General features: G+C 44.6%; 18 protein-coding genes. 11 read left to right on the plus strand and 7 right to left on the minus strand.

All coding sequences use genetic code 11. The annotated features are described in order from the left end of the window. Positions 1-9: 9 nt before the first annotated feature. Positions 10-2,025 carry an OmpA family protein gene (locus IE164_RS01240; RefSeq protein WP_189628365.1) on the plus strand — a complete coding sequence of 672 codons (2,016 nt, stop codon included), beginning with the start codon at positions 10-12 and terminating at the stop codon, positions 2,023-2,025. On the opposite strand, the gene rseP is transcribed toward IE164_RS01240, so the two are convergent. After that, positions 2,022-3,323 carry an RIP metalloprotease RseP gene (gene rseP / locus IE164_RS01245; RefSeq protein WP_189628366.1) on the minus strand — a complete coding sequence of 434 codons (1,302 nt, stop codon included), beginning with the start codon at positions 3,321-3,323 and terminating at the stop codon, positions 2,022-2,024. The two genes, IE164_RS01240 and rseP, sit on opposite strands and share 4 nt — an antisense overlap. Further along, the gene (locus tag IE164_RS01250; protein WP_189628367.1) at positions 3,323-4,483 is read right to left on the minus strand and encodes a 1-deoxy-D-xylulose-5-phosphate reductoisomerase; all 1,161 of its coding nucleotides are present in this window, start codon (positions 4,481-4,483) and stop codon (positions 3,323-3,325) included. Before IE164_RS01250 ends, rseP begins: the two co-directional genes overlap by 1 nt. A 344-nt stretch (positions 4,484-4,827) precedes the next feature. Between IE164_RS01250 and IE164_RS01255 the strand changes: the two genes are divergently transcribed. Further along, positions 4,828-6,291 (plus strand): S1C family serine protease, encoded by a 1,464-nt coding sequence (locus IE164_RS01255; protein WP_189628368.1) that lies wholly within the window; start codon positions 4,828-4,830, stop codon positions 6,289-6,291. Positions 6,292-6,522: 231 nt separating this feature from the next. Here IE164_RS01255 and IE164_RS01260 read toward each other — a convergent pair whose 3' ends face one another. After that, positions 6,523-7,398 carry an AraC family transcriptional regulator gene (locus IE164_RS01260; RefSeq protein WP_189628369.1) on the minus strand — a complete coding sequence of 292 codons (876 nt, stop codon included), beginning with the start codon at positions 7,396-7,398 and terminating at the stop codon, positions 6,523-6,525. 226 nt (positions 7,399-7,624) lie between these two features. On the opposite strand from IE164_RS01260, the gene IE164_RS01265 reads away from it, so the two are divergent. Beyond that, complete coding sequence (locus tag IE164_RS01265; protein WP_189628370.1) at positions 7,625-8,218, plus strand: T9SS type A sorting domain-containing protein; 594 nt, start codon at positions 7,625-7,627, stop codon at positions 8,216-8,218. A 598-nt stretch (positions 8,219-8,816) separates the two neighbouring features. On the opposite strand, the gene dnaA is transcribed toward IE164_RS01265, so the two are convergent. Next, positions 8,817-10,247, minus strand: coding sequence for a chromosomal replication initiator protein DnaA (dnaA, locus tag IE164_RS01270; protein WP_189628371.1), 1,431 nt, complete (start codon positions 10,245-10,247; stop codon positions 8,817-8,819). Positions 10,248-10,504: 257 nt separating this feature from the next. On the opposite strand from dnaA, the gene IE164_RS01275 reads away from it, so the two are divergent. The 5 genes from IE164_RS01275 to IE164_RS01295 all read left to right on the plus strand — a co-directional run bounded on the left by IE164_RS01275 (position 10,505) and on the right by IE164_RS01295 (position 16,238). Beyond that, complete coding sequence (locus IE164_RS01275) at positions 10,505-11,641, plus strand: methylmalonyl-CoA mutase family protein (protein ID WP_189628372.1); 1,137 nt, start codon at positions 10,505-10,507, stop codon at positions 11,639-11,641. Continuing rightward, positions 11,641-13,752: a methylmalonyl-CoA mutase gene (scpA, locus tag IE164_RS01280; protein ID WP_189628373.1), complete on the plus strand. Its 2,112-nt coding sequence runs from the start codon at positions 11,641-11,643 to the stop codon at positions 13,750-13,752. The genes IE164_RS01275 and scpA overlap by 1 nt, the downstream gene beginning before the upstream one ends. After that, entirely contained in the window at positions 13,749-14,639 is an 891-nt protein-coding gene (locus IE164_RS01285; protein ID WP_189628374.1) for a hypothetical protein, read from the plus strand. Before scpA ends, IE164_RS01285 begins: the two co-directional genes overlap by 4 nt. After that, entirely contained in the window at positions 14,629-15,039 is a 411-nt protein-coding gene (locus IE164_RS01290; protein WP_189628375.1) for an NUDIX hydrolase, read from the plus strand. The genes IE164_RS01285 and IE164_RS01290 overlap by 11 nt, the downstream gene beginning before the upstream one ends. Positions 15,040-15,110: 71 nt before the next feature. Beyond that, on the plus strand, positions 15,111-16,238 hold the full coding sequence (locus IE164_RS01295) for a GNAT family N-acetyltransferase (protein WP_189628376.1): 1,128 nt from the start codon (positions 15,111-15,113) through the stop codon (positions 16,236-16,238). On the opposite strand, the gene IE164_RS01300 is transcribed toward IE164_RS01295, so the two are convergent. The 3 genes from IE164_RS01300 to IE164_RS01310 are packed head-to-tail and all read right to left on the minus strand — an operon-like array spanning position 16,213 to position 19,710. Beyond that, positions 16,213-17,547: an MptA/MptB family glycosyltransferase gene (locus IE164_RS01300; protein ID WP_189628377.1), complete on the minus strand. Its 1,335-nt coding sequence runs from the start codon at positions 17,545-17,547 to the stop codon at positions 16,213-16,215. The two genes, IE164_RS01295 and IE164_RS01300, sit on opposite strands and share 26 nt — an antisense overlap. Continuing rightward, positions 17,540-19,003 carry a cellulose synthase family protein gene (locus IE164_RS01305; RefSeq protein WP_229838479.1) on the minus strand — a complete coding sequence of 488 codons (1,464 nt, stop codon included), beginning with the start codon at positions 19,001-19,003 and terminating at the stop codon, positions 17,540-17,542. Before IE164_RS01305 ends, IE164_RS01300 begins: the two co-directional genes overlap by 8 nt. A gap of 23 nt (positions 19,004-19,026) precedes the next feature. Beyond that, on the minus strand, positions 19,027-19,710 hold the full coding sequence (locus tag IE164_RS01310; protein ID WP_189628378.1) for a glycosyltransferase family 2 protein: 684 nt from the start codon (positions 19,708-19,710) through the stop codon (positions 19,027-19,029). Positions 19,711-20,287: 577 nt separating this feature from the next. Between IE164_RS01310 and IE164_RS01315 the strand changes: the two genes are divergently transcribed. From IE164_RS01315 to IE164_RS01325, 3 genes are all read left to right on the plus strand, one after another. After that, positions 20,288-20,998, plus strand: a complete 711-nt coding sequence (locus IE164_RS01315) for a pirin family protein (protein WP_189628379.1) — start codon at positions 20,288-20,290, stop codon at positions 20,996-20,998. 172 nt (positions 20,999-21,170) lie between these two features. Beyond that, positions 21,171-21,659: a DinB family protein gene (locus IE164_RS01320; RefSeq protein ID WP_189628380.1), complete on the plus strand. Its 489-nt coding sequence runs from the start codon at positions 21,171-21,173 to the stop codon at positions 21,657-21,659. Position 21,660: 1 nt separating this feature from the next. Beyond that, positions 21,661-22,077, plus strand: a complete 417-nt coding sequence (locus IE164_RS01325) for a hypothetical protein (protein ID WP_189628381.1) — start codon at positions 21,661-21,663, stop codon at positions 22,075-22,077. The last annotated feature ends 193 nt before the right edge of the window (positions 22,078-22,270 follow it).

Below are 22,270 nucleotides of genomic sequence, written 5' to 3' on the forward strand. Positions count from 1 at the left end.
TGTATGCTCATGTATAAACGAGGCCTCCTTCTCTCGCTCGTTATACTTTGTTGTTGTTATTCAGCAGCTCAGGGACAACTATTCGGTAAAAAGAATAAGAAAAACAGGGGTGCCGAAAAGTTGGAACTCAGTTCAGACTCTGTTCATATTGAAATTACTGACCTCATCTTTAAGAATATTAATGGCGACCCGGTTTATCTAAATCCCAAACTACAACGCAAAATTGAAGAACTGGACCAAGCCAAAGATTGGGAGGCGCTTTATCCATTGCTCAAAGAGTATGTATCTAATTTCGGCACTCAAAACTTTGCCCACCAAACCTATTACCTCTGGCGCCTGGCCAAACTCACCGAAATATTCGGGTCTCCTGAACAAGCCAAACCTCTCTACGCACTGGTACTGAAGCACCACCGCAAAGGCCTTGATATTCCTAAAATTCTTGCCCGCTACGACTCCATCAACAAAAACAAAAAGGAGTACTATGTTCCGCTCGACTATTATTATGAGCTGGTTGAATTCAGAAGACAGGTAGACACCCTTATTCCCCCTAGAGGAGTGCTTACCTCTATGGGAGGGCTGGTAAACTCTAACCATGAAGACTACGCGCCCATGGTAACCAAAAACGACTCGGTACTCATATTTACCTCTAAACGCAACTCCGTGAATACGGGAATAAATAAATATGTGAACGAAGATATATTCATTACCAAACTGGAAAATGGTAATTGGGGAAAAGCGCAGATGTTTGAGAAAATAAACTCGCGCTATAATGAAGGTTCGGGCTATCTGACGAGGGATGGAAAAACCCTTTACTTCTCGCGTTGCGAATCGCCCGATGGCCTGGGCAATTGTGATTTATACTCTTCCACTTTTCAGGGAGACACACTCTGGACGGAACCGGAAAACCTGGGTAAACTGGTCAATTCTGATGGTTGGGACTCACACCCCACCTTAAACGTTACGGAGGATACGCTGTATTTTTCATCAGACCGAAGGGGCGGCTTTGGGTTGGCCGACCTGTACTACTCTGCAAAAGACCCTAAGGGCAAATGGGGTCAGGCCAAAAACCTAGGCCCCATAATCAACACCCGAAACAATGAGGTGAGTCCTTTTTTTCACCCCGAACACAACGTACTCTATTTTAGCTCAAATGGGCATTTGCTCAATTTTGGCGATTACGATATTTATAAGAGCTACAAAATTGGAGGAGCCTGGTCGGAGCCCATCAACATTGGCCCCTTGGTGAATGGTAAAGGCACTGAGTTTTATTTTTCCATAGACCAGCAGTCTAACTATATTTACTATGCCCGCTCTGAAGAGGAGAGTATGAAAAATCTGGATCTGTACTCTTTTCCGCTTCCCATGGAAGGGCAGCCTTTGGCCACTACACGCTTTTCGGGAAAAATAAAAACGCTTACGGGTAAGATTCCGCAAAACGCAGTGGTCTCTATTATAGACCTGGACGAAGGCGTAGAGGTGGCTCCTAAGTTTGCGCGAGATGATGGTACGTTTGAATTCGACCTGATTAACAATCGAAATTATCTACTCATTGTTCAGGGCGATGAATTTTTTAGGCTGGAAAAGCTCTTCTTTCTCGATGGCGACATGGAATATGAGGGGGTGGTAGAGCGAGTGGCCAGTACCATTGAATTTGCTTCTTTAGAATTTGCCAACGGAAGCGCGGAAATATTACCCCATATGCATGCCGACCTGCAAAAGGTTATTGACTTTCTTATTGATCACCCCACCTTTAACCTGAACATCTCCGGTCATACGGATTCCAGTGGAAATGCAGTACTCAACCTGAAGCTCTCCCAAGAAAGAGCCAATGCCATAAAACGCTATATAGTGAACAAAGGCAACATTCAGGAGAATCGGATTTTTGCCATTGGATACGGCAGCGAAAAACCGATTGTTCCGGAAGAAAAAACCGAGGAAGACAAAAAATTAAACAGGCGGGTAGAATTCGAAATTTATCGTGACCCGCCTAAGAACAATAAGGAATTGGGCTCTACGGGCAACTAAATCCCGAAGATCTTCAAAATATCGTTTCCGAATACAAAGACCATTAGCAAGAGCAAGATAACCATGCCCACCTTTTGTGCTCCTTCAAGAAACTTGTCGGAAGGTGCCGAACCGGAAATCATTTCGTAGAGCAAGAACACCACATGCCCACCATCGAGAGCGGGAATAGGCAGTAGGTTCATAAAGGCCAAAATCATTGAAATAAATCCGGTGGTGTACCAAAACTGGTTCCAATCCCAGGTTTTAGGAAACATATTCACAATACCTATGGGGCCGCTTAACGAGCGAGGGTCTACGTCTCCATCAAACATCTTACCCAGAGCCTTGGCATTGAGTATTACTGCGCCAAAAGCCTTGCTGGCTCCTCTTGGAATAGCTTCTCCCAAGGTATAGTCATCTCTTCTAAAGGGGTTGGTGAGCACAAAGCCAATTTGCCCTCTTTCATCAACCGGCAAATCAAAGGAGAGTTCCTGCCCCCCTCTTTGAACTTGCACCGTTGCCGTTTGCCCCATAAGCGTTTCCAGTTCTGTCCTTAACTCATCGAGGTACTCCACATTGCGGCCATTGATGCCCACAATTCTATCGCCCTTTTGTAAGGGAATGTCGAACCCTTCCTGAAGAGCTTCTACTTCTATTGGCCTTCTGGGAACAATAAAGTTTATCTCGAAGGTATCATCGTTGAGCTTATTGATAAAGCCACTTGGCACGGGTAAGTCTATAACTTCTCCGTTACGTTCGATGGTCCAGAAAGCTCCGGAAGCCAGAAGAGTTTCTCCGCTCCATATATCTGAAACCCGGTCATAATCTTCGCCATTTACTTTGAGCACCTTATCGCCCGTTTGAAAACCAACCTCCTGAGCAATCTCTCCGGCTACAATACCCTGCTCTTTGGTAAGCTCGGCCGGTAGGTAAGTTTCTCCCAGATTATAGGTAAGAATAATAAAAGCTATTACCCCGGCAATCACATTGACAATAATACCTCCTAGCATAACAATAAGCCTTTGCCAGGCAGGCTTAGATCTAAACTCCCAGGGCTGCGGAGGCTGAGCCATTTGCTCTTTGTCCAGAGACTCATCGATCATTCCTGAAATTTTGACAAACCCTCCCAGGGGTATAGCTCCCAGGCCGTACTCAGTTTCTCCCTTTTTAAAAGAAAAAAGGGTGGGCGGAAACCCTATAAAGAACTTCTCCACCTTCATTCCAAACATTTTAGCGGTAAGCATGTGCCCCGCTTCGTGTATCCCTACTAATATTGATAACGCCAGCAAGAGCTGTGCGACTTGAACTATGGTTTCCATTAATATTTAAGTGCTTTTGCTAATTCTCTAGTTTCCAGGTCCGAGTGGACGTAATCTTCATACGAAGGCTTTTCTATAAAAGATACCTTGTGCATGCAGTCTGCAATCAAGTCAGACATTTCCAAAAAGCCAATATCATCATTCAAAAACTTCTCAACAGCCACCTCATTTGCCGCATTAAGTATACATGGCATGTTTCCTCCTTTGTTCATGGCATCGTAGGCGAGTTGTAAATTTCTGAATGTTTCTATATCGGGCTGCTCAAAGGTGAGCTGAGGATAATCCAAAAAGTTAAACCTGGGAAAATCTGAACTCAGACGCTGCGGATAGGCCAGGGCATACTGTATGGGCAGCTTCATATCGGGCAATCCCATTTGAGCCTTCATACTTCCGTCTTTGAACTGCACCAGCGAATGAACAATGGATTGTGGGTGTACAATCACTTCAATCTGCCGGGCCGACAGTGCAAACAACCATTTGGCCTCTATAACCTCCAGCCCTTTGTTCATAAGGCTGGCCGAATCGATGGTGATTTTGGCCCCCATGTCCCAATTGGGATGTTTCAAGGCCTGGGCTTTCGTAACACGAGCCAACTTATCTTTATCAAACCCTCTAAAAGGCCCTCCCGATGCGGTAAGTACAATTTTTTCAATTGGGTTATGAAATTCCCCTACAAGGCATTGAAAAATAGCCGAATGTTCGGAGTCTACAGGATAAATATTCACAGCATTTTCCCGGGCCAGAGAGGTTATCAGATCTCCGGCCACAACCAAAGTTTCTTTATTAGCCAGCGCTATGTGCTTCTTAGCTTCAATGGCAGCAATAGTAGGTTTCAACCCGGCATATCCCACCAGAGCAGTCAGCACCATATCAATTGTATCCATTTGCACTACAGAGCAAAGGGCAGCCGTTCCGGCATATACCTTTATATCCAAAGGATCCAGAGCGGCAAAAACATGGTCATACAGCTCTTCATTTCCAATAACCACCACATTGGGGTTAAACCTCTGAGCCTGCTCAATAAGCAGTTGTGCATTGGAGCCTGCCGTGAGTACCTCCACCTCAAACTGATCCGGATGGCTGGCAATTACCTCAAGGGCCTGTGTCCCAATTGATCCTGTTGAACCTAAAAGGGCTATGTGCTTTTTTGCTGAAGTCAAGGAGAAGTATTTAAATCTTAAAGACTGCCAAGGCCGGCAAAAGTTTGATAAGTGCCTGAGCAGCCCTGCAAATTTATGCCTTTTTCAAAGTGAACCAAACCCACCTAACCTGCCGGCCAACATATGGGGTTGCTTAGTAGTTAGTGTGTTAACCATAATTAACACAATGCAGAAATCCTTACTAATGTGGCTACGTATTTTTGATGTGTGGAAGGCAAAACGTACAAAATGACAGTCCCGTAAGGCATTGCACGTTTTTTGTCTGTCCGTTCAAATAAGCACACCCAACGGTATTGAATTACCCTGAGCCTATTGGTTCGAGTTCAAAAACAAAGCAGAAACCCATGAAAACTAATTTTAGAATAGTACTCATAGCATTTCTCAGTGGTCTTGGAGGAGCTTACCTCTACCAGCAGGTAGTTCAGCCAACTCCGGTTACCGAAATTATTAGAGAAGTTCCGACCTATCAGCGCGCCAACAACTTTAGCAACTATAACGATGAAAGCAACGCTGCGCTTCCTGTAGACTTTCGAAGAGCGGCCGAAAAAAGTGTACACAGTGTGGTTTATATTAAGAACCTGCAACGCAGCCGGAGAAGCCTTTCTTTCCTAGACTACTTTTACGGACGCGAAGTACCCAGCAATGAGGTAGCCATCGGTAGTGGCTCTGGGGTCATCTATTCGGAAGACGGTTATATTATCACCAACAACCACGTAATAAAAGGGGCCGATGAAATAGAAGTACAACATGAAAAACGAACCTATAGAGCCACTCTGGTGGGCACCGATCCTGACATGGATATTGCTGTACTGAAAATAGAGGCAAACAACCTTCCGGCAATCAATATTGCCAAAAGCAGCACGGTAAAAGTAGGCGATTGGGTGTTGGCTGTAGGAAACCCTTTTAACCTCACCTCTACCGTTACAGCCGGTATTGTAAGTGCCCTTGGGGGAGAAGCGAATGCTCTGCGCGAAAACTTCCCCATTGAGCAATACATTCAAACCGATGCTGCCATTAATCCCGGTAACTCAGGAGGTGCTCTGGTAGACATTAACGGCAACCTGATAGGCATTAACACTTCTATTATTTCTCGTACCGGTTCTTATGCAGGCTACGGCTTTGCTGTACCCTCAGACATTGTGGTAAAGATTGTAGAAGACCTCAAAAAGTATAAGGTGGTTCAAAAAGCATTTACCGGTGCCGAAGTGTTGGATATTGATGAAAATCTGGCCAAAAAAGCAGGCATTAAAAACCTGAATGGCGTATTGGTAGAGAGCATTAGAAGACAGGGGGCGGCCGACAATGCCGGGCTGGAGCCTGGCGATGTGATTAAACGCATTGATGGCAAAAATATCAGCAGTAAATCCAGCTATGATGAGGTAATCGGATCCAGATCACCTGGCGATAAAATCACTGTACAATACGAACGCAACGGCCGACTGTTTGAGACTGAACTGGTGTTGGAAAACGTTTACGGAAACACCGAAATTTTGGGCGAAGAAGCCTTAGATAAAGACGATATTTATTTCTCTAACTATCTGGGGGCAGAGCTACGCAAATTAACACCTGGCGAGAAACAACGCATGGGGCTCAAAATTGGGGTTGTAGTTAGTAAAATAGATAAGGAACGAGGTTTTATGCGCAGACTGGACCTGGAAGAAGGCGATGTGATTTTGGCCATAAACAGAAGAGGAGCGCAAGACCCTGAAGCTGTAGCCAAGTACATTCAAAACTACTACGGTCGAATTTACTTTGAGATAATCGATAAGAGCGGAACACAACGCACCTTAACCTACCGATTTCAATAAACTTGAGTAGGTTACCAAAGCCTATCTGAAAGACCATGCCGGGAGGTAACTCTTCCCGGAGGGGGAACCCTTAAGAGGGGGCAAAACCTCCCGATGGGTAGAAACACTCTACAGAGTTAGCTCTTGAGATAGGCTTTGGGTTTTAACTACCACCCCTAACTGGTCATGTTTAGGCATTTGGATTTAGTCATCCATTCAAAAGCGCACGAGTAGCTCCACTCCTCCGGCCAATCATTCTTCCGCAATAATATTCTTAAACTCCTTTCTATAAGCTGAAGGGCTCTTGCCGGTAAAGGATTTGAACGATTTATTGAAGTGCGAGAAGTTGTTAAACCCACTTTCAAAACTCACCTCTGTAATGGACAGGGAGGTTTCCGCCAACAGCTTTGACGCATGAACCACCCTATACTCGTTGACAAACTGCGTAAAAGTTTTGCGTGATATTTTCTTGAAGTAACGGCAAAAAGCCGGAACCGTCATATTCACCTTATCGGCTATCTGATCTAGAGAGATATGCTCCTTAAAGTGCGAGCGAATGAAACTGTATATATCATTCATACGGTCGTTGTCTTTCGTGTCAACCGCCATAGCTACCCCCTCTGCATTCAGTACAGTATATTCTTTGGACTGCGCCAGGTCATTCAGAATCTCAATAAGCCCTAAAAGGCGGCCAAATTGGCTCGCGAAAGCCAGCGACTCAATCTTTTTGCCTACCTGCTCTTTGGTGCTTCCATAAAAGGCAATTCCCTTTTTCGCCAACTCCAACAATTGCTTCACACCGTTCATTTCGGGAATATCAAAAAAAGACTCTCCCAGAAAATCTTGCTTAAACTGAACCACTGTTTCAGAACTATTGCCTGTAAGCCTGTCAGTAAAACCATAGTGAGGCAAATAAGCCCCCATAAGAATAAGATCTCCATCATTGAAGTAAGAGAGGTGCTTACCAATATGCCGCTTGCCGGTACCTCCCTGAACGTAAACTAGTTCTACTTCCGGATGAAAGTGCCAATTGGCCAAAATATTTTCGCACGATTGAGAGTAGCGCCTTACCAGAAAGCTGCTCCCAACGGTGGGTACTATTTGTTCCAGTGCCGGTTTGTTAAGCATAAGTTAGTATTAATGAACAGGCTAATAAGACAAAAATACTCCATAGAGTTCCTCAACACCTCCACAAAATTAGCTCTATTATATGCTATACTATCTAAATAAGCGAAACACTTACTCTATTAGGTTAAAATAGCACACAAACTTACAAATCTGGTAGTAGTGAAGGCCTTAGGCCAAACATACCTTTGTACTCGTAATTGGTTTAAAACAGAAAACAATTAGCACTATGAAAACAATAAGAAAAGCAATGTTGACACTTGCGATAGTCGCAACATCAACTTTTGTAATGGCTAATGACAAACCAAAAGTGAAGGTTGAAAATGTTGGTGCCAAAACAGTGGCCGTAGTAGCCTTTGGTCTGGGCAATGCCAACACCGGAATCCAGCTTAGAAACGAACAAGGTAAAGCACTCTATAAAGAATCAGTAAAATCGGGAGAACACTTTGCCAAAAGACTGGAACTGGCAGCCATCGCTAATGGGGAGTACATTCTAGAAATTGAAAGCGCAGATAGCTTTACCGCCATTCCGGTGGTACTTACCTCTGACTCAGCCTTGGTTAAAACAGCCGATCAGGTAACCATTGTCAAGCCTAAGCTGGCCATGAATGGAGACAAGCTGGATGTAATTATTGCCGATGAATTTACAGATGAAATATGGGTTTCCATATTTGATGTAGATTCCAATCGGTTGGCCTTTGAACGAATTTCTTCTGAAAACCTGAAACGATTCGATCTTTCAAGGCTTAAGAAGGGAAGCTATACCATTCAAATGACCACCAGAGGCAAAAGATTCATACAATCCGTTTCCCTGGATAAATAGCGCGTAGGGAATGTCGATGAAGGGGGCCAAGGCCCCCTTTTTTCGTTTATATCGGCTACATTTTCTTTTGGTCCGGGGGCATGAGCAAAATTACACCGCAAACTGTAACTTCACAGTCGTTTTGAAGAGCCAATTGATAAACCATATGAAGAGGCAGGACATTTGGTAACGAAGATTAGAAGCAAGAAAATTATAAGGAACAGTACCAGAAGAGAGATACTCATAGAAATTGAAGATCAGTTTATAAACTTCAATTGCACAGAACCTGGTGGTGGCATTAAAACTAACCCAATTCGGAAAAGAATTGGATTGGACAGGGCTAACTATTTAGATCACACAGAAGTAAATAGGCAACCTGAGCAACAAGCTGTGTCTTCATAGCGGGCTATAGAAGCCATTTGTGAAGACACAAATGGTGGCAAAAGTCCCAAACTACCTCTCTGGCGAAATTTATCTGATCTTTTTTGATTTATTTTCCGAGCTGGAAACTGAGATTCGAAAATCAGAAAACTTCAAACACACTCTGGAAATCACTGTAGGGCAACATGACGAGGAGTCGTTTCTGCTACTGAAAACGGAAAACTAGTGAACGGAAGTCCTAAACCAACTTCATTTTCATCTTCTTCTTCAGCTCTTCTATGGCCTGAGCAAATTTTTGGTCGATATCCATCATATCACTCACCGATTGCACCGCATGAATTACCGTGCTGTGGTCTCTTCCGCCAAAGTGGTAGCCAATAGATTTTAAGGAATGGTTGGTGTACTCTTTGCAAAGATACATGGCTACCTGGCGGGCAATTACAATCTCCTTCTTTCGGGTTTTGTCTTTTAGGTCTTCAACACTAATCTGAAAGTATTCGCCCACCGTTTTCTGGATGTAGTCAATACCTACTTCAGACTCTATATCGTGCACAATGTTTTTGAGCGTTTGCTTAGCCAGTTCCAAGTTAATATCGGTCTTGTTGAGCGTAGCATGCGCAATGAGCGAAATAAGCACGCCTTCCAACTCCCTCACATTGGTATCTACCGAGTAGGCCAGGTACTCCACCACATCGTCAGGAATATAAATTCCATCGGACTGCATCTTACGCATAATAATGGCCATCCGGGTTTCAAAATCAGGCATCTGAAGATCGGCCGTAAGCCCCCATTTAAAACGTGAAAGCAAGCGGTCTTGCAATCCCTTTAAATCGCGCGGAGCTCTGTCCGAAGACATTATAATTTGCTTACCGTTCTGGTGCAGATGATTGAAAATATGGAAGAACATTTCCTGAGTTTTTTCCTTTCCGCTAAAAAACTGAACATCGTCTATAATTAGCGTATCTACCTGCAGGTAGTAGTTGGTGAAGCTCTGAATGCTATTGTTCTTAATGGCATCGGTAAACTGGGTTGTAAACTTTTCGGAAGAAACATACAACACAAAGTTGTTTTTGCCCTCTTCACCAATTTTATTACCAATGGCCTGCACCAGGTGAGTTTTACCCAGCCCTACACCACCATAAATCATCAAAGGGTTAAAGGAGGTAATGCCAGGTTTCTCTGCTACCGCTATACCTGCCGAACGTGCCAGCCGGTTGCAGTCGCCCTCTATGTAGTTGTCGAAGCTATAGTTAGGGTTAAGGTTAGAATACCTCGAGTTTTTATCCAGCGAAGGCATCTCAAAAGGATTCAGCACTTCGGGCGAGTCAGCCCCTTTACCCCATCCGTTGTTAGCACTTTTGTGCTGTCTTTGATTCGGCAGCGTTACCGCATACGCCTGATTCTTCACGCTTCCGCTGTCTACAATTACAGAATACTCCAGCTTGCCACCGGGGCCCAGCTCATTTTGTATGCATTGCCTCAACAAGTGCACATAGTGCTCTTCCAGGTATTCATAAAAAAACTGACTTGGAACCTGAATGGTAAGCGTGTCGTTCTCAAGCTTTATGGGTCTGATCGGCTCAAACCATGTTTTAAAGCTTTGATCACCCACCTGTCCCCGAATCAGATCGAGGCAGTCATCCCATACAGAAGTTTCGCTTTTCACCATCAACAATTCAAAAATTGACCCTTACTTTGCCAGAGGAGGGGAACAAAAATGAAAAAAAACACAGACAATGGAAAGCCTAAGAACTGTAAGAGGAGAAAATAGTTTTCCCCACTAATCCACACGTTATCCACACTCTTTTCTGTTGATAAGTTGACTAGTCTCTGATAGTCAAGCCCTAACTGTACTCATTTTAGATACCAGAAAGATTTAGGCTCCAAGACGAAAAAACGTATTTTCGCACAAGTAAACCGTAATTTATGGAGAATAGCTTATTCGAGGATTTTTCTAAACATTCCGCTCAAGACTGGATGGCTCAGCTGGAAAAAGATCTGAAAGGCCAACCAACAGATTCGCTTTTGTGGAAAACCGGGGGAGTGAAAGGAAAGCCATTTTACACGGCTGAAGACCTTGATTTCGAAAGGTTTGACTACACTCATTTCAGCCAAAACACCGCCTTACTGGGCGACCGGTTTTGGGTGAATTACCAGCCCGTAGAAGTTGTGCATGAGTCAGAAGCCAATAAAGAGGCGCTAAATGCTTTGGCAGGTGGTGCCAGCGGCATACTCTTCGAGTTGAGCGAAACTCCCGACTACCAGGTGTTGCTCAAAGATATAGAACTGAAATACTGCCATGTGGCATTCCATTTTGAGCGTCAAAACCTGGCCCAAACACTCGTTGAAAAATACCGCGAGTACCTGAAAGCTAAAAACATACCACTGGACGAAACCAACGGCTTTATACATGGCCCGGGAGCACCACTTTTGAGCACAGGTCCTAAGTTGCTGATGGCTATGATGAACAGCGAGAGCGACACTCCTTTAAACCTGGCCCTTACCATAGGCCGATTAATAGATCGGGTAGATACGCTCACTGAACAAGGACATGGTGTGGAAGATTGCCTTCGTCAGGCAGTACTTCAGATAAGGTTGAGTAACGACTTCTTTTTAGAAATAGCCAAACTGCGGGCACTCCGCAGACTCTTCAGCACGGTTGCTACAGGCTATGGCCATGAAAGCGCAAACCCAACCCTTGTTGCAGAAGCCGGCCCCTGGACCGGTGAAGAGGCCGATCCGCATAGTTTTCTGCTGCATGCCACCACACAGGCCATGTCCGCAGTTATCGGAGGAGTGGATGCCTTGTTGGTTCGACCTTTTTATAATGTATTCCCAAGCAAAAAATCACTGGCACAACGCATAGCCAGAAACATCTCTACTATTCTTAGTGAAGAGTCTTACCTGAATAAAATGGTAGATCCGGCTGCCGGCTCCTACTATATAGAACACCTTACAGAAGAACTCTTCCATCAGTCGTTCAATATCTTGCAACAAATAGAGCAAGAGGGTGGAGTGTCTAACCTGGACCTGACTAGTTTTCAACCTAAAACCAGCCGTTAATGAGACCGAAATTAGCACCAGCAACCCCAAACAATAATCAAAACCAAAGCGGCCAAACCTGGAAGTCGGCCGAAGGCATAGAAATACCGGCCAATCCCAACACCTTAAAACCAGAAACACCGGAACATCTGGGTTTCGCAGCCGGTATGCCTCCATACTTAAGAGGCCCCTACAGCTCCATGTATACCGTTAGGCCATGGACCGTAAGACAATATGCCGGTTTTTCTACAGCCGAAGAGTCCAATGCCTTCTACCGAAGAAACCTGGCTGCCGGCCAAAAGGGTCTGTCTGTAGCTTTCGATCTGGCCACACACCGTGGCTATGACTCCGACCACCCGCGCGTGGTGGGCGATGTAGGAAAAGCAGGCGTAGCCATAGACTCCATTCTCGATATGCAGGTGCTTTTCGATCAGATTCCGCTAGACAAAATGTCCGTTTCCATGACCATGAATGGTGCCGTAATTCCAATCATGGCCTTCTATATAGTGGCAGCCGAAGAACAAGGCGTGAATAAAGAGCAACTAAGCGGAACCATTCAAAACGACATTCTCAAGGAGTTCATGGTACGAAACACATACATCTATCCTCCTGCTCCCTCCATGAGAATTATAGGTGATATTTTCGAATACACCTCCCGATACATGCCCAAGTTTAACTCCATCAGCATTTCGGGCTACCATATGCAAGAAGCCGGAGCCACAGCCGATCTGGAACTGGCCTACACCCTGGCCGATGGACTGGAATACCTTAGAACAGGTATCAATGCCGGCTTAGATATCGATGACTTTGCCCCACGGCTATCCTTTTTCTGGGCCATTGGAATGAACCATTTTATGGAAATTGCCAAAATGAGGGCCGGCCGATTGCTTTGGGCCAAACTGGTCAAGCAATTCAACCCAAAAAACCCGAAGTCTATGGCTTTAAGAACGCACTGCCAGACTTCCGGTTGGTCGCTTACAGAACAAGATCCGTTCAATAATGTGACCCGGACCTGCGTAGAGGCTATGGCTGCCGCCATGGGTCACACACAATCGTTGCATACCAATGCGCTCGATGAAGCCATTGCCCTACCAACCGATTTTTCGGCTCGCATTGCTCGAAACACACAACTTTTCTTACAAAAAGAAACCGGCATAACCCGGGTTATCGACCCCTGGGGAGGTTCACATCATGTAGAGCACCTCACCGATCGGCTGGTAAAAAAAGCCTGGTCGCTCATTCAGGAGGTTGAAGAAATGGGGGGTATGGCCAAAGCTATAGAGCAAGGCTTGCCCAAGCTAAGAATTGAAGAAGCTGCCGCCCGAAAGCAAGCCAGAATAGACTCTGGGAAAGACGTTATTGTGGGCGTGAACCAATATGCGGTAGAGGAAAAAACAGACATTGAGCTATTAGAGGTAGACAATACGGCTGTATTGAAATCGCAAATAGCCCGATTGGAAAAACTACGCAACGAAAGAAACCGCGAAGCTGTTCAAGGCTCATTGAAAGCCCTTACCGAATGTGCACGCTCCGGCCAGGGCAACCTGTTGGAACTAGCTGTAGAAGCAGCCCGCAACAGGGCTTCTCTAGGCGAAATATCCATGGCTATGGAAGAAGTTTTTGGCCGACACAAAGCTGTGACGCAAACAATTTCGGGTGTATATTCGAGTGAAGTGAAAGAAAATGAAGACTTTCTGAAAGCCAGAGCGCTGGCCGATGAATTTGCCGAACTGGATGGACGGAGACCTCGCATTATGGTGGCCAAAATGGGTCAGGACGGCCACGACCGTGGGGCCAAAGTAATTGCGACTAGTTTTGCCGACCTGGGATTCGATGTAGACATAGGCCCGCTTTTCCAGACTCCGGAAGAAGTAGCCTTGCAGGCCGCAGAAAACGATGTACACATTGTGGGGGCCTCCAGCCTGGCCGCAGGTCATAAAACCCTCATTCCGCAGCTAATTAACGAGCTAAAGAGAATAGGAAGAGATGATATAATGGTGATAGCCGGGGGCGTAATTCCGCCAAACGACTATGAGTTTTTATACAATGCCGGAGTAGCAGCCGTATTCGGACCGGGCACCGTTATTGCCAAAGCTGCTCAGGAGATACTCCAAAAACTGATTGAGGAGTGAACAAAGCTTTAGTCTTAGTTGGTCTGGTGGTCTTCCTTAATCTGGGTTGTGAGCAAAAAAGAACCCTCGCCAGTTTTTCCGATGAAGAATTAGAGAAAGTATCTTTTAAAATTGGCACAGCACTAACCCAAAACAAACCGGAAATTCTATCGGCACTCATTGGGCTTTCTCATCTGAAAGACAGTTGTGTTCGGCTGGCTAAGACCAAAGGCTACAGTGATTATCAGCTTGAATCCATTGGATTGGAGAATCCGAAAGTACTTAATGATGGTCTAAGAACCACATTAAATTGGCTTTGTTACTATTCTTCCATAGATGGCCGGGTAACGCTTACTTCAAAAGAATTACAGAAAGATTCTTACCGGCTCACCTTCGTGTATACCCACCCGTTCAGTATTTTCGAGGTATTGGAGTTTAAACTCATTACCAACGGATACCAGCTGTTTATTGGCGACATAGACCTTGTACACAGAAATATGCCTCTTTCTAAAATGGCTTTTCAAAGCATTACATCACCCGGCTATTTCGAGCTGCTTTCCGAACTTGCCAAAAACCTGGAAAAAGCATACAATGAAGCCAGCATGAACCGATGGGAAAGAGCAGAATATTTCTACAACCGCGTGCCAGAAGAGTTCCTATTTGAACCTCTTTTGGCCGACTACTCCATAGCCTCCACCTCGCTGATTGATCCTGACATGACTCTTAAAGTCTTCAATGAGCTGATAGTTTCGTGCGACAATGAAAAAAGTAAATTATACTGGCGTTTAAGGAAAGAAATATACTTCCATGAAAATGATTCTCTGGAAATCCTGGCCCATCAGTTAGAAAACCTGATAGGTAAAAACAGCATCACAAAGATAATCTCAGAAAAGCTCTATGGAAACTAAAACTACGATCATAGACAAACTGGCCTGGCTAGAGATTGTTGATGGCAAAATTCTGGTTGCCCGCAGTAAAGGGAAAGATACCTTCTATATTCCGGGCGGAAAACGTGAACCGGGCGAATCGGACGATGAAGCCTTAATGAGAGAGATTGAAGAAGAACTGTCGGTTGCCTTGCTTCCCAATTCTTTAGAGTATTATGGTACATTTGAGGCACAAGCCCACGGGAAACCGGAAGGTGTTGTGGTGCAAATGACCTGCTACTGGGGCAAGTATCAGGGTAAAATTGAGCCCGCCTCGGAAATAGAAGAAATTCGTTGGCTTAACTTTGCCGATAAGCAACTTGTTTCCCGGGTAGACCGTCTCATTTTTGACGATTTGCTGAGCAAAGGGTTATTGAGCTAAATATTAGCCCTTCTGTTTTCAAGATTGCCAAATAAAAGATTTCTTTGTCCCATGCTTGAAAAGCCGTTTGTATGCAATTAATAGAGGTAAAAAATAGAAGCGAAGAACTAGCCTTTTTAGATGTGGCCCGGGAGCTCTATAAAAATGATCCCGAATGGGTTTGCCCTCTGGATACAGACATTGAGGCGGTTTTCAACCCTGAAAAAAACACCTACTATCAGCATGGTGAAGCTACCCGTTGGATTCTTAAAAACAGCTCCGGCAAGCTCATTGGCCGAGTAGCCGCTTTCATCAACGAAAAAAAGGCCAACTATAACAATAAGCGCATTGGTGGCATTGGTTTTTTTGAAAGCATAAATGATGAAACCGCCTCCAAAATGCTGTTAGACGCTGCCATTGGCTGGCTCAAAGAGCGAAAGGTGACTACAGTTGACGGCCCCATTAATTTTGGAGAGAACGACCAGTACTGGGGCCTGTTGGTTGAGGGCTTTACTCAACCATCGTACGGAATGGCCTATAATCATCCGTATTACAAGCAACTTTTGGAAAGCTATGGTTTCCAAAAGAAAATGGAGCAAATCACCAATGAGTTTACCCTGGAGAATGGCCTTAGCCCCCGATTTGTAAAAATTGCGGAATATGTGATGCAGCGTAGGCCTAACCTCGAAATTCGTGAGTTCAAGCCAGCTCTAATCGATGGGTTTGCCGAAGACTTCATGAACATATACAACAGCGCCTGGGCAGAGTTCGAAAACTTCACTCCTATTAAAAAGGAGTATGTGATTGAAACCTTCCGAAAAATAAAACCCATAGTAGACCCCGGTCTGGTGCAGTTTGCTTATGTAGATGGTGAACCGGCTGCTTTTGTAATGTGCCTGCCCGATGTAAACCAGATATTCAAAAAGTTCAACGGCAAGCTAAACCTCTGGAACAAGCTTCGGTTTGTGTGGCTAAAGAAAACCAAATACATTACCCGGGTACGCGTGGTAGTCATGGGAAGCAAACCCAAGTTTCAGAACATGGGGCTGGAGTCAGTACTTACCTATTGCTGCTTTAAGCACACCATTACCAACACCAATGTCAATGAAATAGAGCTCTCGTGGGTGGGCGATTTCAACGAAAAAATGCTGGCTATTCATAGAGGCTTGGGAGCCAAACCTTCCAAAAAGCACATTACTTATCGTTTAGAGTTGAATTAAAAATCAGCTTATCCCCTTTTAACCCCAGCAGCTCTGCCACAATGATTAGAGCCAGAAGGCCATATTCAACAATTACAACATCCAACCTGTCGACATATTGTCCGCCAGAATAGTTGATGTAGGTGAGGAAAATGAGGTACGACCACACTAGCGGAAACCGAAACCTGGAGAACACACTTAACGCCAACAGAGGAAGAACATACCAAGGATGAACCGTTGTGGCAAAAAGCAAATAAAACAACCATACCCAAACCATTTGCCGCGGCCATTGGCCTTTCTTTTTGGCCAAAAGAGAGTAAATCATTATTGAGCCAAGGGTAGCGTACATCATCCATTTGCCCGATTTAGCAATAATGTTATGCCCCTCTGTTTCAAACCCATACCACCGGGCCAGGTAGTAAAAGCTGCCATTGAACTCAAATTTTTGATAGTACAGTTGAAGACTTTCCCAAATAGCCCAAACATGAGCCGTATTAATCAATGGCAAAAAGGTCACTGCCAAAGTACCCGTCACAATCAATCCATAGATAACGGTCTTTTTCACACCTAATTTGCGAAGCAGCAAAGGCAAGGCAATTAGTGGGATAAATTTGGTGGCTACTGACAGCCCAAAGAAAATGGCTGAAATATGGAGTCTGCCTTTTTCGTAGTGCCAAATGGCCTGTAACAAAAAGAAAATAAGTATTACTTCAAAATGAAGATTGCCACTGAATTCCAGTACCACCAAAGGGTTGAGCACATACAAAAGTCCGTAGTGTTTGGGTAATTTATAATGGGCCAGCAGGCGCTGAATTAGCTTTAGGTTTCCCCAATCGAAAACGAGCAACACAATGCGCATTACTACTATAGACCAAAATACCGACTGTGGAGAAAACAGAGCGCCAATAAAAAACACCAACTGATTGAGTGGCGGATAAATGCTAAAATACTCTTTGGAATTGAGTTTTTCGTACAAACCCGCATCAACACCCTCCACTCCGCGGTTGAGAAAATAATTTGGTAAGTGTTTGTAGGGGTCTTCCAGTGCGGTTAGCAGGCGACCATCCCATATAAACCGATAGACATCGTCTGACAACTTGGGAATGGAAGCAATTAGCAGCAAACGTAACAACATGCCCCAGTAGTAGGCCAGGTCTTCTTCGCCCGGCTCTAGTTTTTTGATTATCAACACTACCGAACCAAAGAAAAGTGTGTAGCCAGCGATCAGTGGTAAAGTGGCTTCGCGAGGCACAAAATACCCCAGATAGATGGTTAGGGCTGCACTGAGAATAAACCCCAGGTTGAGCCAATAATTGTGCTGTCTAGGCATGTCTTGTATGCTGTACCGAATAGTAGAACACCAACAAGAAACCTAAACTAAGCAAGATATGAAAGGGCAGAAGGGCAAAATCGTTGAAATAGAAAGCCAACGCCAGGCCTGCCGAAAAGTAGAGGCTCAGCAAGCCTTCTACCAGAGTAAGAGGGTTTACCTTCCTACTAAAGTATTTATTCCCATGCCAACTGTCTTTGGTGGTCTTTATATTGAATTTCGGAGTTCGGATAAAAGGACTTTTCTTACCAATCAATCCTTCAAAAACAGCTACAGCATTGTGTACTGAAAGTCCCAGAAAAACAGAGAGGAGCATAAACATTTGAGGCACAAACTGTCGCAAGTTTTGCCAAAAACTTACCCCATCGTTCTTAAATCCATTCCAATAAAAAATGACCAAAAACACATAGCCCATCAGGAATATCATGGAAATATTGAGCAGCATGCCCCAACCATCGGACAGGTTGCGAATAAAAAGCACCGGAACACTGAGCAATGCCGTAATAACAATGCAAATAAACACAGCCGAGTTTAGCAAATGGAAAGCCGCATGAAACTTAGTTCCCCAGGGCAGCTGAGCTTTTAACACTTGCGGAAGCAGCTTTCTGCTTGTTTCAGCAGCCCCTTTGGTCCAGCGGTATTGCTGTGATTTTATGGCCCCCATAGCGGCAGGCAATTCGGCCGGAGCTACAATTTCGGGGGTATAGAATATTTTCCATCCTTTGAGTTGAGCCCTGTAGCTTAAGTCCAGATCTTCTGTCAGTGTATCGGCTTTCCAGCCTCCTGCATCTTCAATACAGGTCTTTCGCCAAACGCCTGCAGTACCGTTGAAGTTGAGAAAGTGCCCGCCCTGAAATCGGCCGTTCTGTTCTACCCGAAAATGAGTATTGAGCCCAAAGGCTTGCAGACGAGTAAGCAACGAATACTTTTCATTGATGTGCCCCCAACGTGTTTGCACTACCCCAATATCTTTGGATTGATTAAAGTGTGGCACCGAGCCTTTCAGAAAATCGGGTTGAGGCACAAAGTCGGCATCGAAAATGGCGATAAACTCGCCTTTGGCACGGGCCATTCCATATTGCAATGCACCTGCTTTAAAGCCTTTACGCTCCGGACGTCTAACGTGCTCAATGGCTACCCCTTGCTGCTGCCAGTGGCTTACTTTCCGGGCAATAAGCTCAACGGTTTCATCGTCAGAATCGTCCAACACCTGAATTTCAAGACGCTCTTTCGGCCAGTCGAATCGGGCAACGGCATCGATAAGGCGCTCCACCACATACAGCTCATTATACACCGGCAGCTGCACCGTAACCATGGGGTACTCATAGTCAGGACCAACGGTAGCCGGTTGCTTTATTTGACCCTTTTTAACTGCTTTTTTGTAATGATACACCAGGCTTAACTGCGAAATACTGTAGGCAAAGATGAACAGCAGCGCCCCTGTGTAAAGTGTCATTATCAGTAGTTCCAGCCAGTACATTACAAATACTTAAATATGGTATATAAAATTTTATAACCTGCCATAACAGTGCCCTTCACAGTACCCGACACTTTGCTAACCCCTATTCTCCTTTTATAGTTTACAGGCACCTCTGTACAGCGTAGGCCCTGCTGAGCAGCTTTCAGTTGCATTTCAACCGTCCAGCCATAATTTCTATCCGTCATATTCAAGGCCATAAGACGCTTGTACTTAATGGCTCTAAAAGGCCCCAAGTCAGTAAAACGAACTCCATAGAACCATCGCAAAAGAGTGGTGGCCAACCAGTTACCAAACACCTGCGGAAAAGTCATCGATCCGGACTCTCGTGTACCCAAGGCTCGGGAACCAATCACCATATCGAAATTATCCTCTACAATTGGGTGCACCAGTTCGGGTAATTGTGTGGGGTAGTCTGAATAATCGCCATCAATAAACACTACAATATCTGTTGTATCATTCAGGCCTTTCAGATATTCCAGTCCCTTTAAACAGGCGTTTCCATAACCCGGGGTCATTTCATTCAATACAGTGGCTCCGGCCTGCCGGGCTACTTCCACCGTATTGTCGGTAGAAGCATTATTCACCACAATTACCTCCTTAACCATGGGCTTGGGAATATCCCTTACCACCAGCGCAATAGATTTTTCTTCATTAAATGCCGGTATAATAACCCTGATGTTCAACAACTCCCTTTTCAAAACAAAGCGCAAAGCTATGAAATATCAACTTCATCAAAGCCAAACACCTTGCTCGAAGTTCCATCTTTGACCAATTAGCTCTCCAGTTGTCAGCTATCAAACACTTTAGAAGGCAAGCCACCAGCCCGTCACTATATATCGTGAGGAGACGGCTGCCAGATTCAGCGGACTTCAGACAATTTACCACCTACATTAAAATAACCTGAGTTCGATGTAAGTAAGTAGTAAAATATCCCCTCTTAGGAGGTCATTGCGGAACATTTCTCTGAAAACTTCACATACGCAAAGGAAAATATCCGCAATCTCATTTAGGCTCTGTTGAGATACCGGATAAAACAGCCCTTTTTGAGAGTTTAAGGCCTGTTTTTCCGGCATGACGTTCTTTTCGTACATCGAACTCAGGTTAAAACACATGAGGAATGATGGTTTCAATATACAGTGCTATTCTCGTTGGCTACTGTAACTTCGCACTAAACACCTGAAAGATGAAAGATTGAACCGAAAATCAAATCAATCAGTTATTTTTCATGTACATACATATAAATTCAAGAAAGGACATATAATGAAAACCGTAGTACATAAATCTGAAAGCCGTGGCTTTGCTGATCATGGTTGGTTAAAGAGTCATCACTCCTTTAGCTTTGCTGGATACTATAACCCTGAAAGGGTACATTTTGGAGCATTGCGAGTGCTCAATGATGACCAGGTAGCCGCGGGCATGGGCTTTGGCACACATCCACACGACAATATGGAAATAGTGTCCATTCCTCTATTTGGAGATTTGGAACATAAAGACAGCACCGGGCGCCATAAAGTAATCCGCCAGGGCGATGTACAGATTATGTCGGCCGGAAGTGGAATAAGTCATTCGGAGTATAACCATAGCCGGGAGGAAGAAGTACACTTTCTACAGATTTGGGTATTTCCTAAGGAAAAGAATATTGAACCGCGCTACGAACAAAAGACCTTCCATGCCGAAGATCGAATGAACCGGTTCCAAACGGTGGTATCTCCTGACGCGGGCGATGCTCTCCGGATAAATCAAGACGCCTATTTTAGCCTGGCCAATCTGGATGCCGGCACCACTCTGCACTATCCAATAAAGACGGCCGGCAACGGAGTATACTTATTTGTGCTGAACGGAGACCTTCAGGTAGCAGGTGAGTCGCTAAGCACGCGAGATGCTGTAGGCATTATGGAAACTGAAAGTGTTGAAGTAAAGGCCAAATCGTATGCCGAAGTATTGGCGATAGAGGTACCAATGCAGTTTTAACCAGCTGCAGGAAGGCTCACCAGACCCGGAAGCACCAAAACCAAATAAAACTTTGTCTAATCCGACCAACTTTTACCAGTTGGTCGGTTTTGCTATACATTGGCCTATTAAAAAATTTCTGTCTGGCCAAGAGCTCCATAGGACAGAGGCATTCCAAACATTATATTGCGGTATGAGAACTGACTTTAACCTGCGCGAAATTACCCTTCAGGCCTTCGAGGAGTTTATACTTGTAGACGACAAAGACACAGCCGTAAAACCTGCACCTGACAAATGGTCGGCCAAGGAGGTTTTAGGCCATCTGATCGACTCTGCCTCCAATAATCATGGACGTTTTGTACGTGCACAATTTGAAGAAAACCTTAGCATTGAAGGCTATAAGCAAAACGAATGGGTAGACGCTCAGGATTATCAAAATCAGGAATGGCAAGACCTGCTCATTATGTGGAGACAGTTTAACCTTCTTCTTTCCAACCTCATGTTTAATACCTCTCCCTCGAAGAGGGAGAAAAAACTCTCTATTCCGAACGCATTTCAACCCTCGGGCCCCGACCTAAAAGAAGCTCCAGGAACCCTCGGTTATTTAATGGAAGACTATGTGGTTCACCTTAAGAAACATTTGGGGCAGATTAGAAATTTATTGAGCCAAACTAATGATTAAGATGAACGCACTATTTCGGCTAGGTTCATTCCTTGTTTTAATGCTGTTGACCCTGCCATTAGTTGGTCAGTCAGAATCAAACCAACCCTTTTCTCCTGTTATTAAATCGCCCGACCCAAACCTTGTTTTCGCTCAGTTTAAAGGAGGCAAAAAGGGCCTGGATGAATATCTGAAAAAGTCTGTCAGGCTGCCAGACTCCCTATCTACAGTGAACAAAGAAGGAGTAATTGTTTTACACTACACTGTGGGTACCAATAATAAAGTAGTTCTGGTGAATGTAGTCACACAGCACACCACTTTGCCGGAAGTATTCCACCCATACATTACAAAAGTTCTATTGGCATCAGGCCCCTGGAAATGTGCCACCAGAAAAGGTAAGCCAATCAAAAGCCTGCACGAAGTAAGTTTTTCGTTTTGACTTCTATTGGTCCTATTAATCTTCATTTGTTTTAAATGCAAAAGACACTAATGAAGATCCCATGGAAGTAAAATATAACTTCCATCATATGTTGGGGTCTTCACAGGGCTTTATAAGAGCCTCTTGTGTTTTCACAAATGGTGCAAAGGGTAGAATCATGCGCCATACGGACTTAAGCAAGTGAACCTAAAAT

It is taken from the genome of Roseivirga thermotolerans (assembly GCF_014653175.1).
Classification (GTDB): domain Bacteria; phylum Bacteroidota; class Bacteroidia; order Cytophagales; family Cyclobacteriaceae; genus Roseivirga; species Roseivirga thermotolerans.

Excerpts from the sequence above, each read along its gene's own strand:
- scpA (WP_189628373.1), top strand. The coding sequence starts at position 11,641 with ATGAGACCGAAATTAGCACCAGCAACCCCAAACAATAATCAAAACCAA.
- IE164_RS01315 (WP_189628379.1), top strand. The coding sequence starts at position 20,288 with ATGAAAACCGTAGTACATAAATCTGAAAGCCGTGGCTTTGCTGATCAT.
- IE164_RS01300 (WP_189628377.1), bottom strand. The coding sequence starts at position 17,547 with ATGCCTAGACAGCACAATTATTGGCTCAACCTGGGGTTTATTCTCAGT.
- IE164_RS01275 (WP_189628372.1), top strand. The coding sequence starts at position 10,505 with ATGGAGAATAGCTTATTCGAGGATTTTTCTAAACATTCCGCTCAAGAC.
- IE164_RS01305 (WP_229838479.1), bottom strand. The coding sequence starts at position 19,003 with ATGACACTTTACACAGGGGCGCTGCTGTTCATCTTTGCCTACAGTATT.
- IE164_RS01260 (WP_189628369.1), bottom strand. The coding sequence starts at position 7,398 with ATGCTTAACAAACCGGCACTGGAACAAATAGTACCCACCGTTGGGAGC.
- IE164_RS01265 (WP_189628370.1), top strand. The coding sequence starts at position 7,625 with ATGAAAACAATAAGAAAAGCAATGTTGACACTTGCGATAGTCGCAACA.
- rseP (WP_189628366.1), bottom strand. The coding sequence starts at position 3,323 with ATGGAAACCATAGTTCAAGTCGCACAGCTCTTGCTGGCGTTATCAATA.
- dnaA (WP_189628371.1), bottom strand. The coding sequence starts at position 10,247 with ATGGTGAAAAGCGAAACTTCTGTATGGGATGACTGCCTCGATCTGATT.
- IE164_RS01290 (WP_189628375.1), top strand. The coding sequence starts at position 14,629 with ATGGAAACTAAAACTACGATCATAGACAAACTGGCCTGGCTAGAGATT.
- IE164_RS01320 (WP_189628380.1), top strand. The coding sequence starts at position 21,171 with ATGAGAACTGACTTTAACCTGCGCGAAATTACCCTTCAGGCCTTCGAG.
- IE164_RS01255 (WP_189628368.1), top strand. The coding sequence starts at position 4,828 with ATGAAAACTAATTTTAGAATAGTACTCATAGCATTTCTCAGTGGTCTT.
- IE164_RS01295 (WP_189628376.1), top strand. The coding sequence starts at position 15,111 with ATGCAATTAATAGAGGTAAAAAATAGAAGCGAAGAACTAGCCTTTTTA.
- IE164_RS01325 (WP_189628381.1), top strand. The coding sequence starts at position 21,661 with ATGAACGCACTATTTCGGCTAGGTTCATTCCTTGTTTTAATGCTGTTG.
- IE164_RS01240 (WP_189628365.1), top strand. The coding sequence starts at position 10 with ATGTATAAACGAGGCCTCCTTCTCTCGCTCGTTATACTTTGTTGTTGT.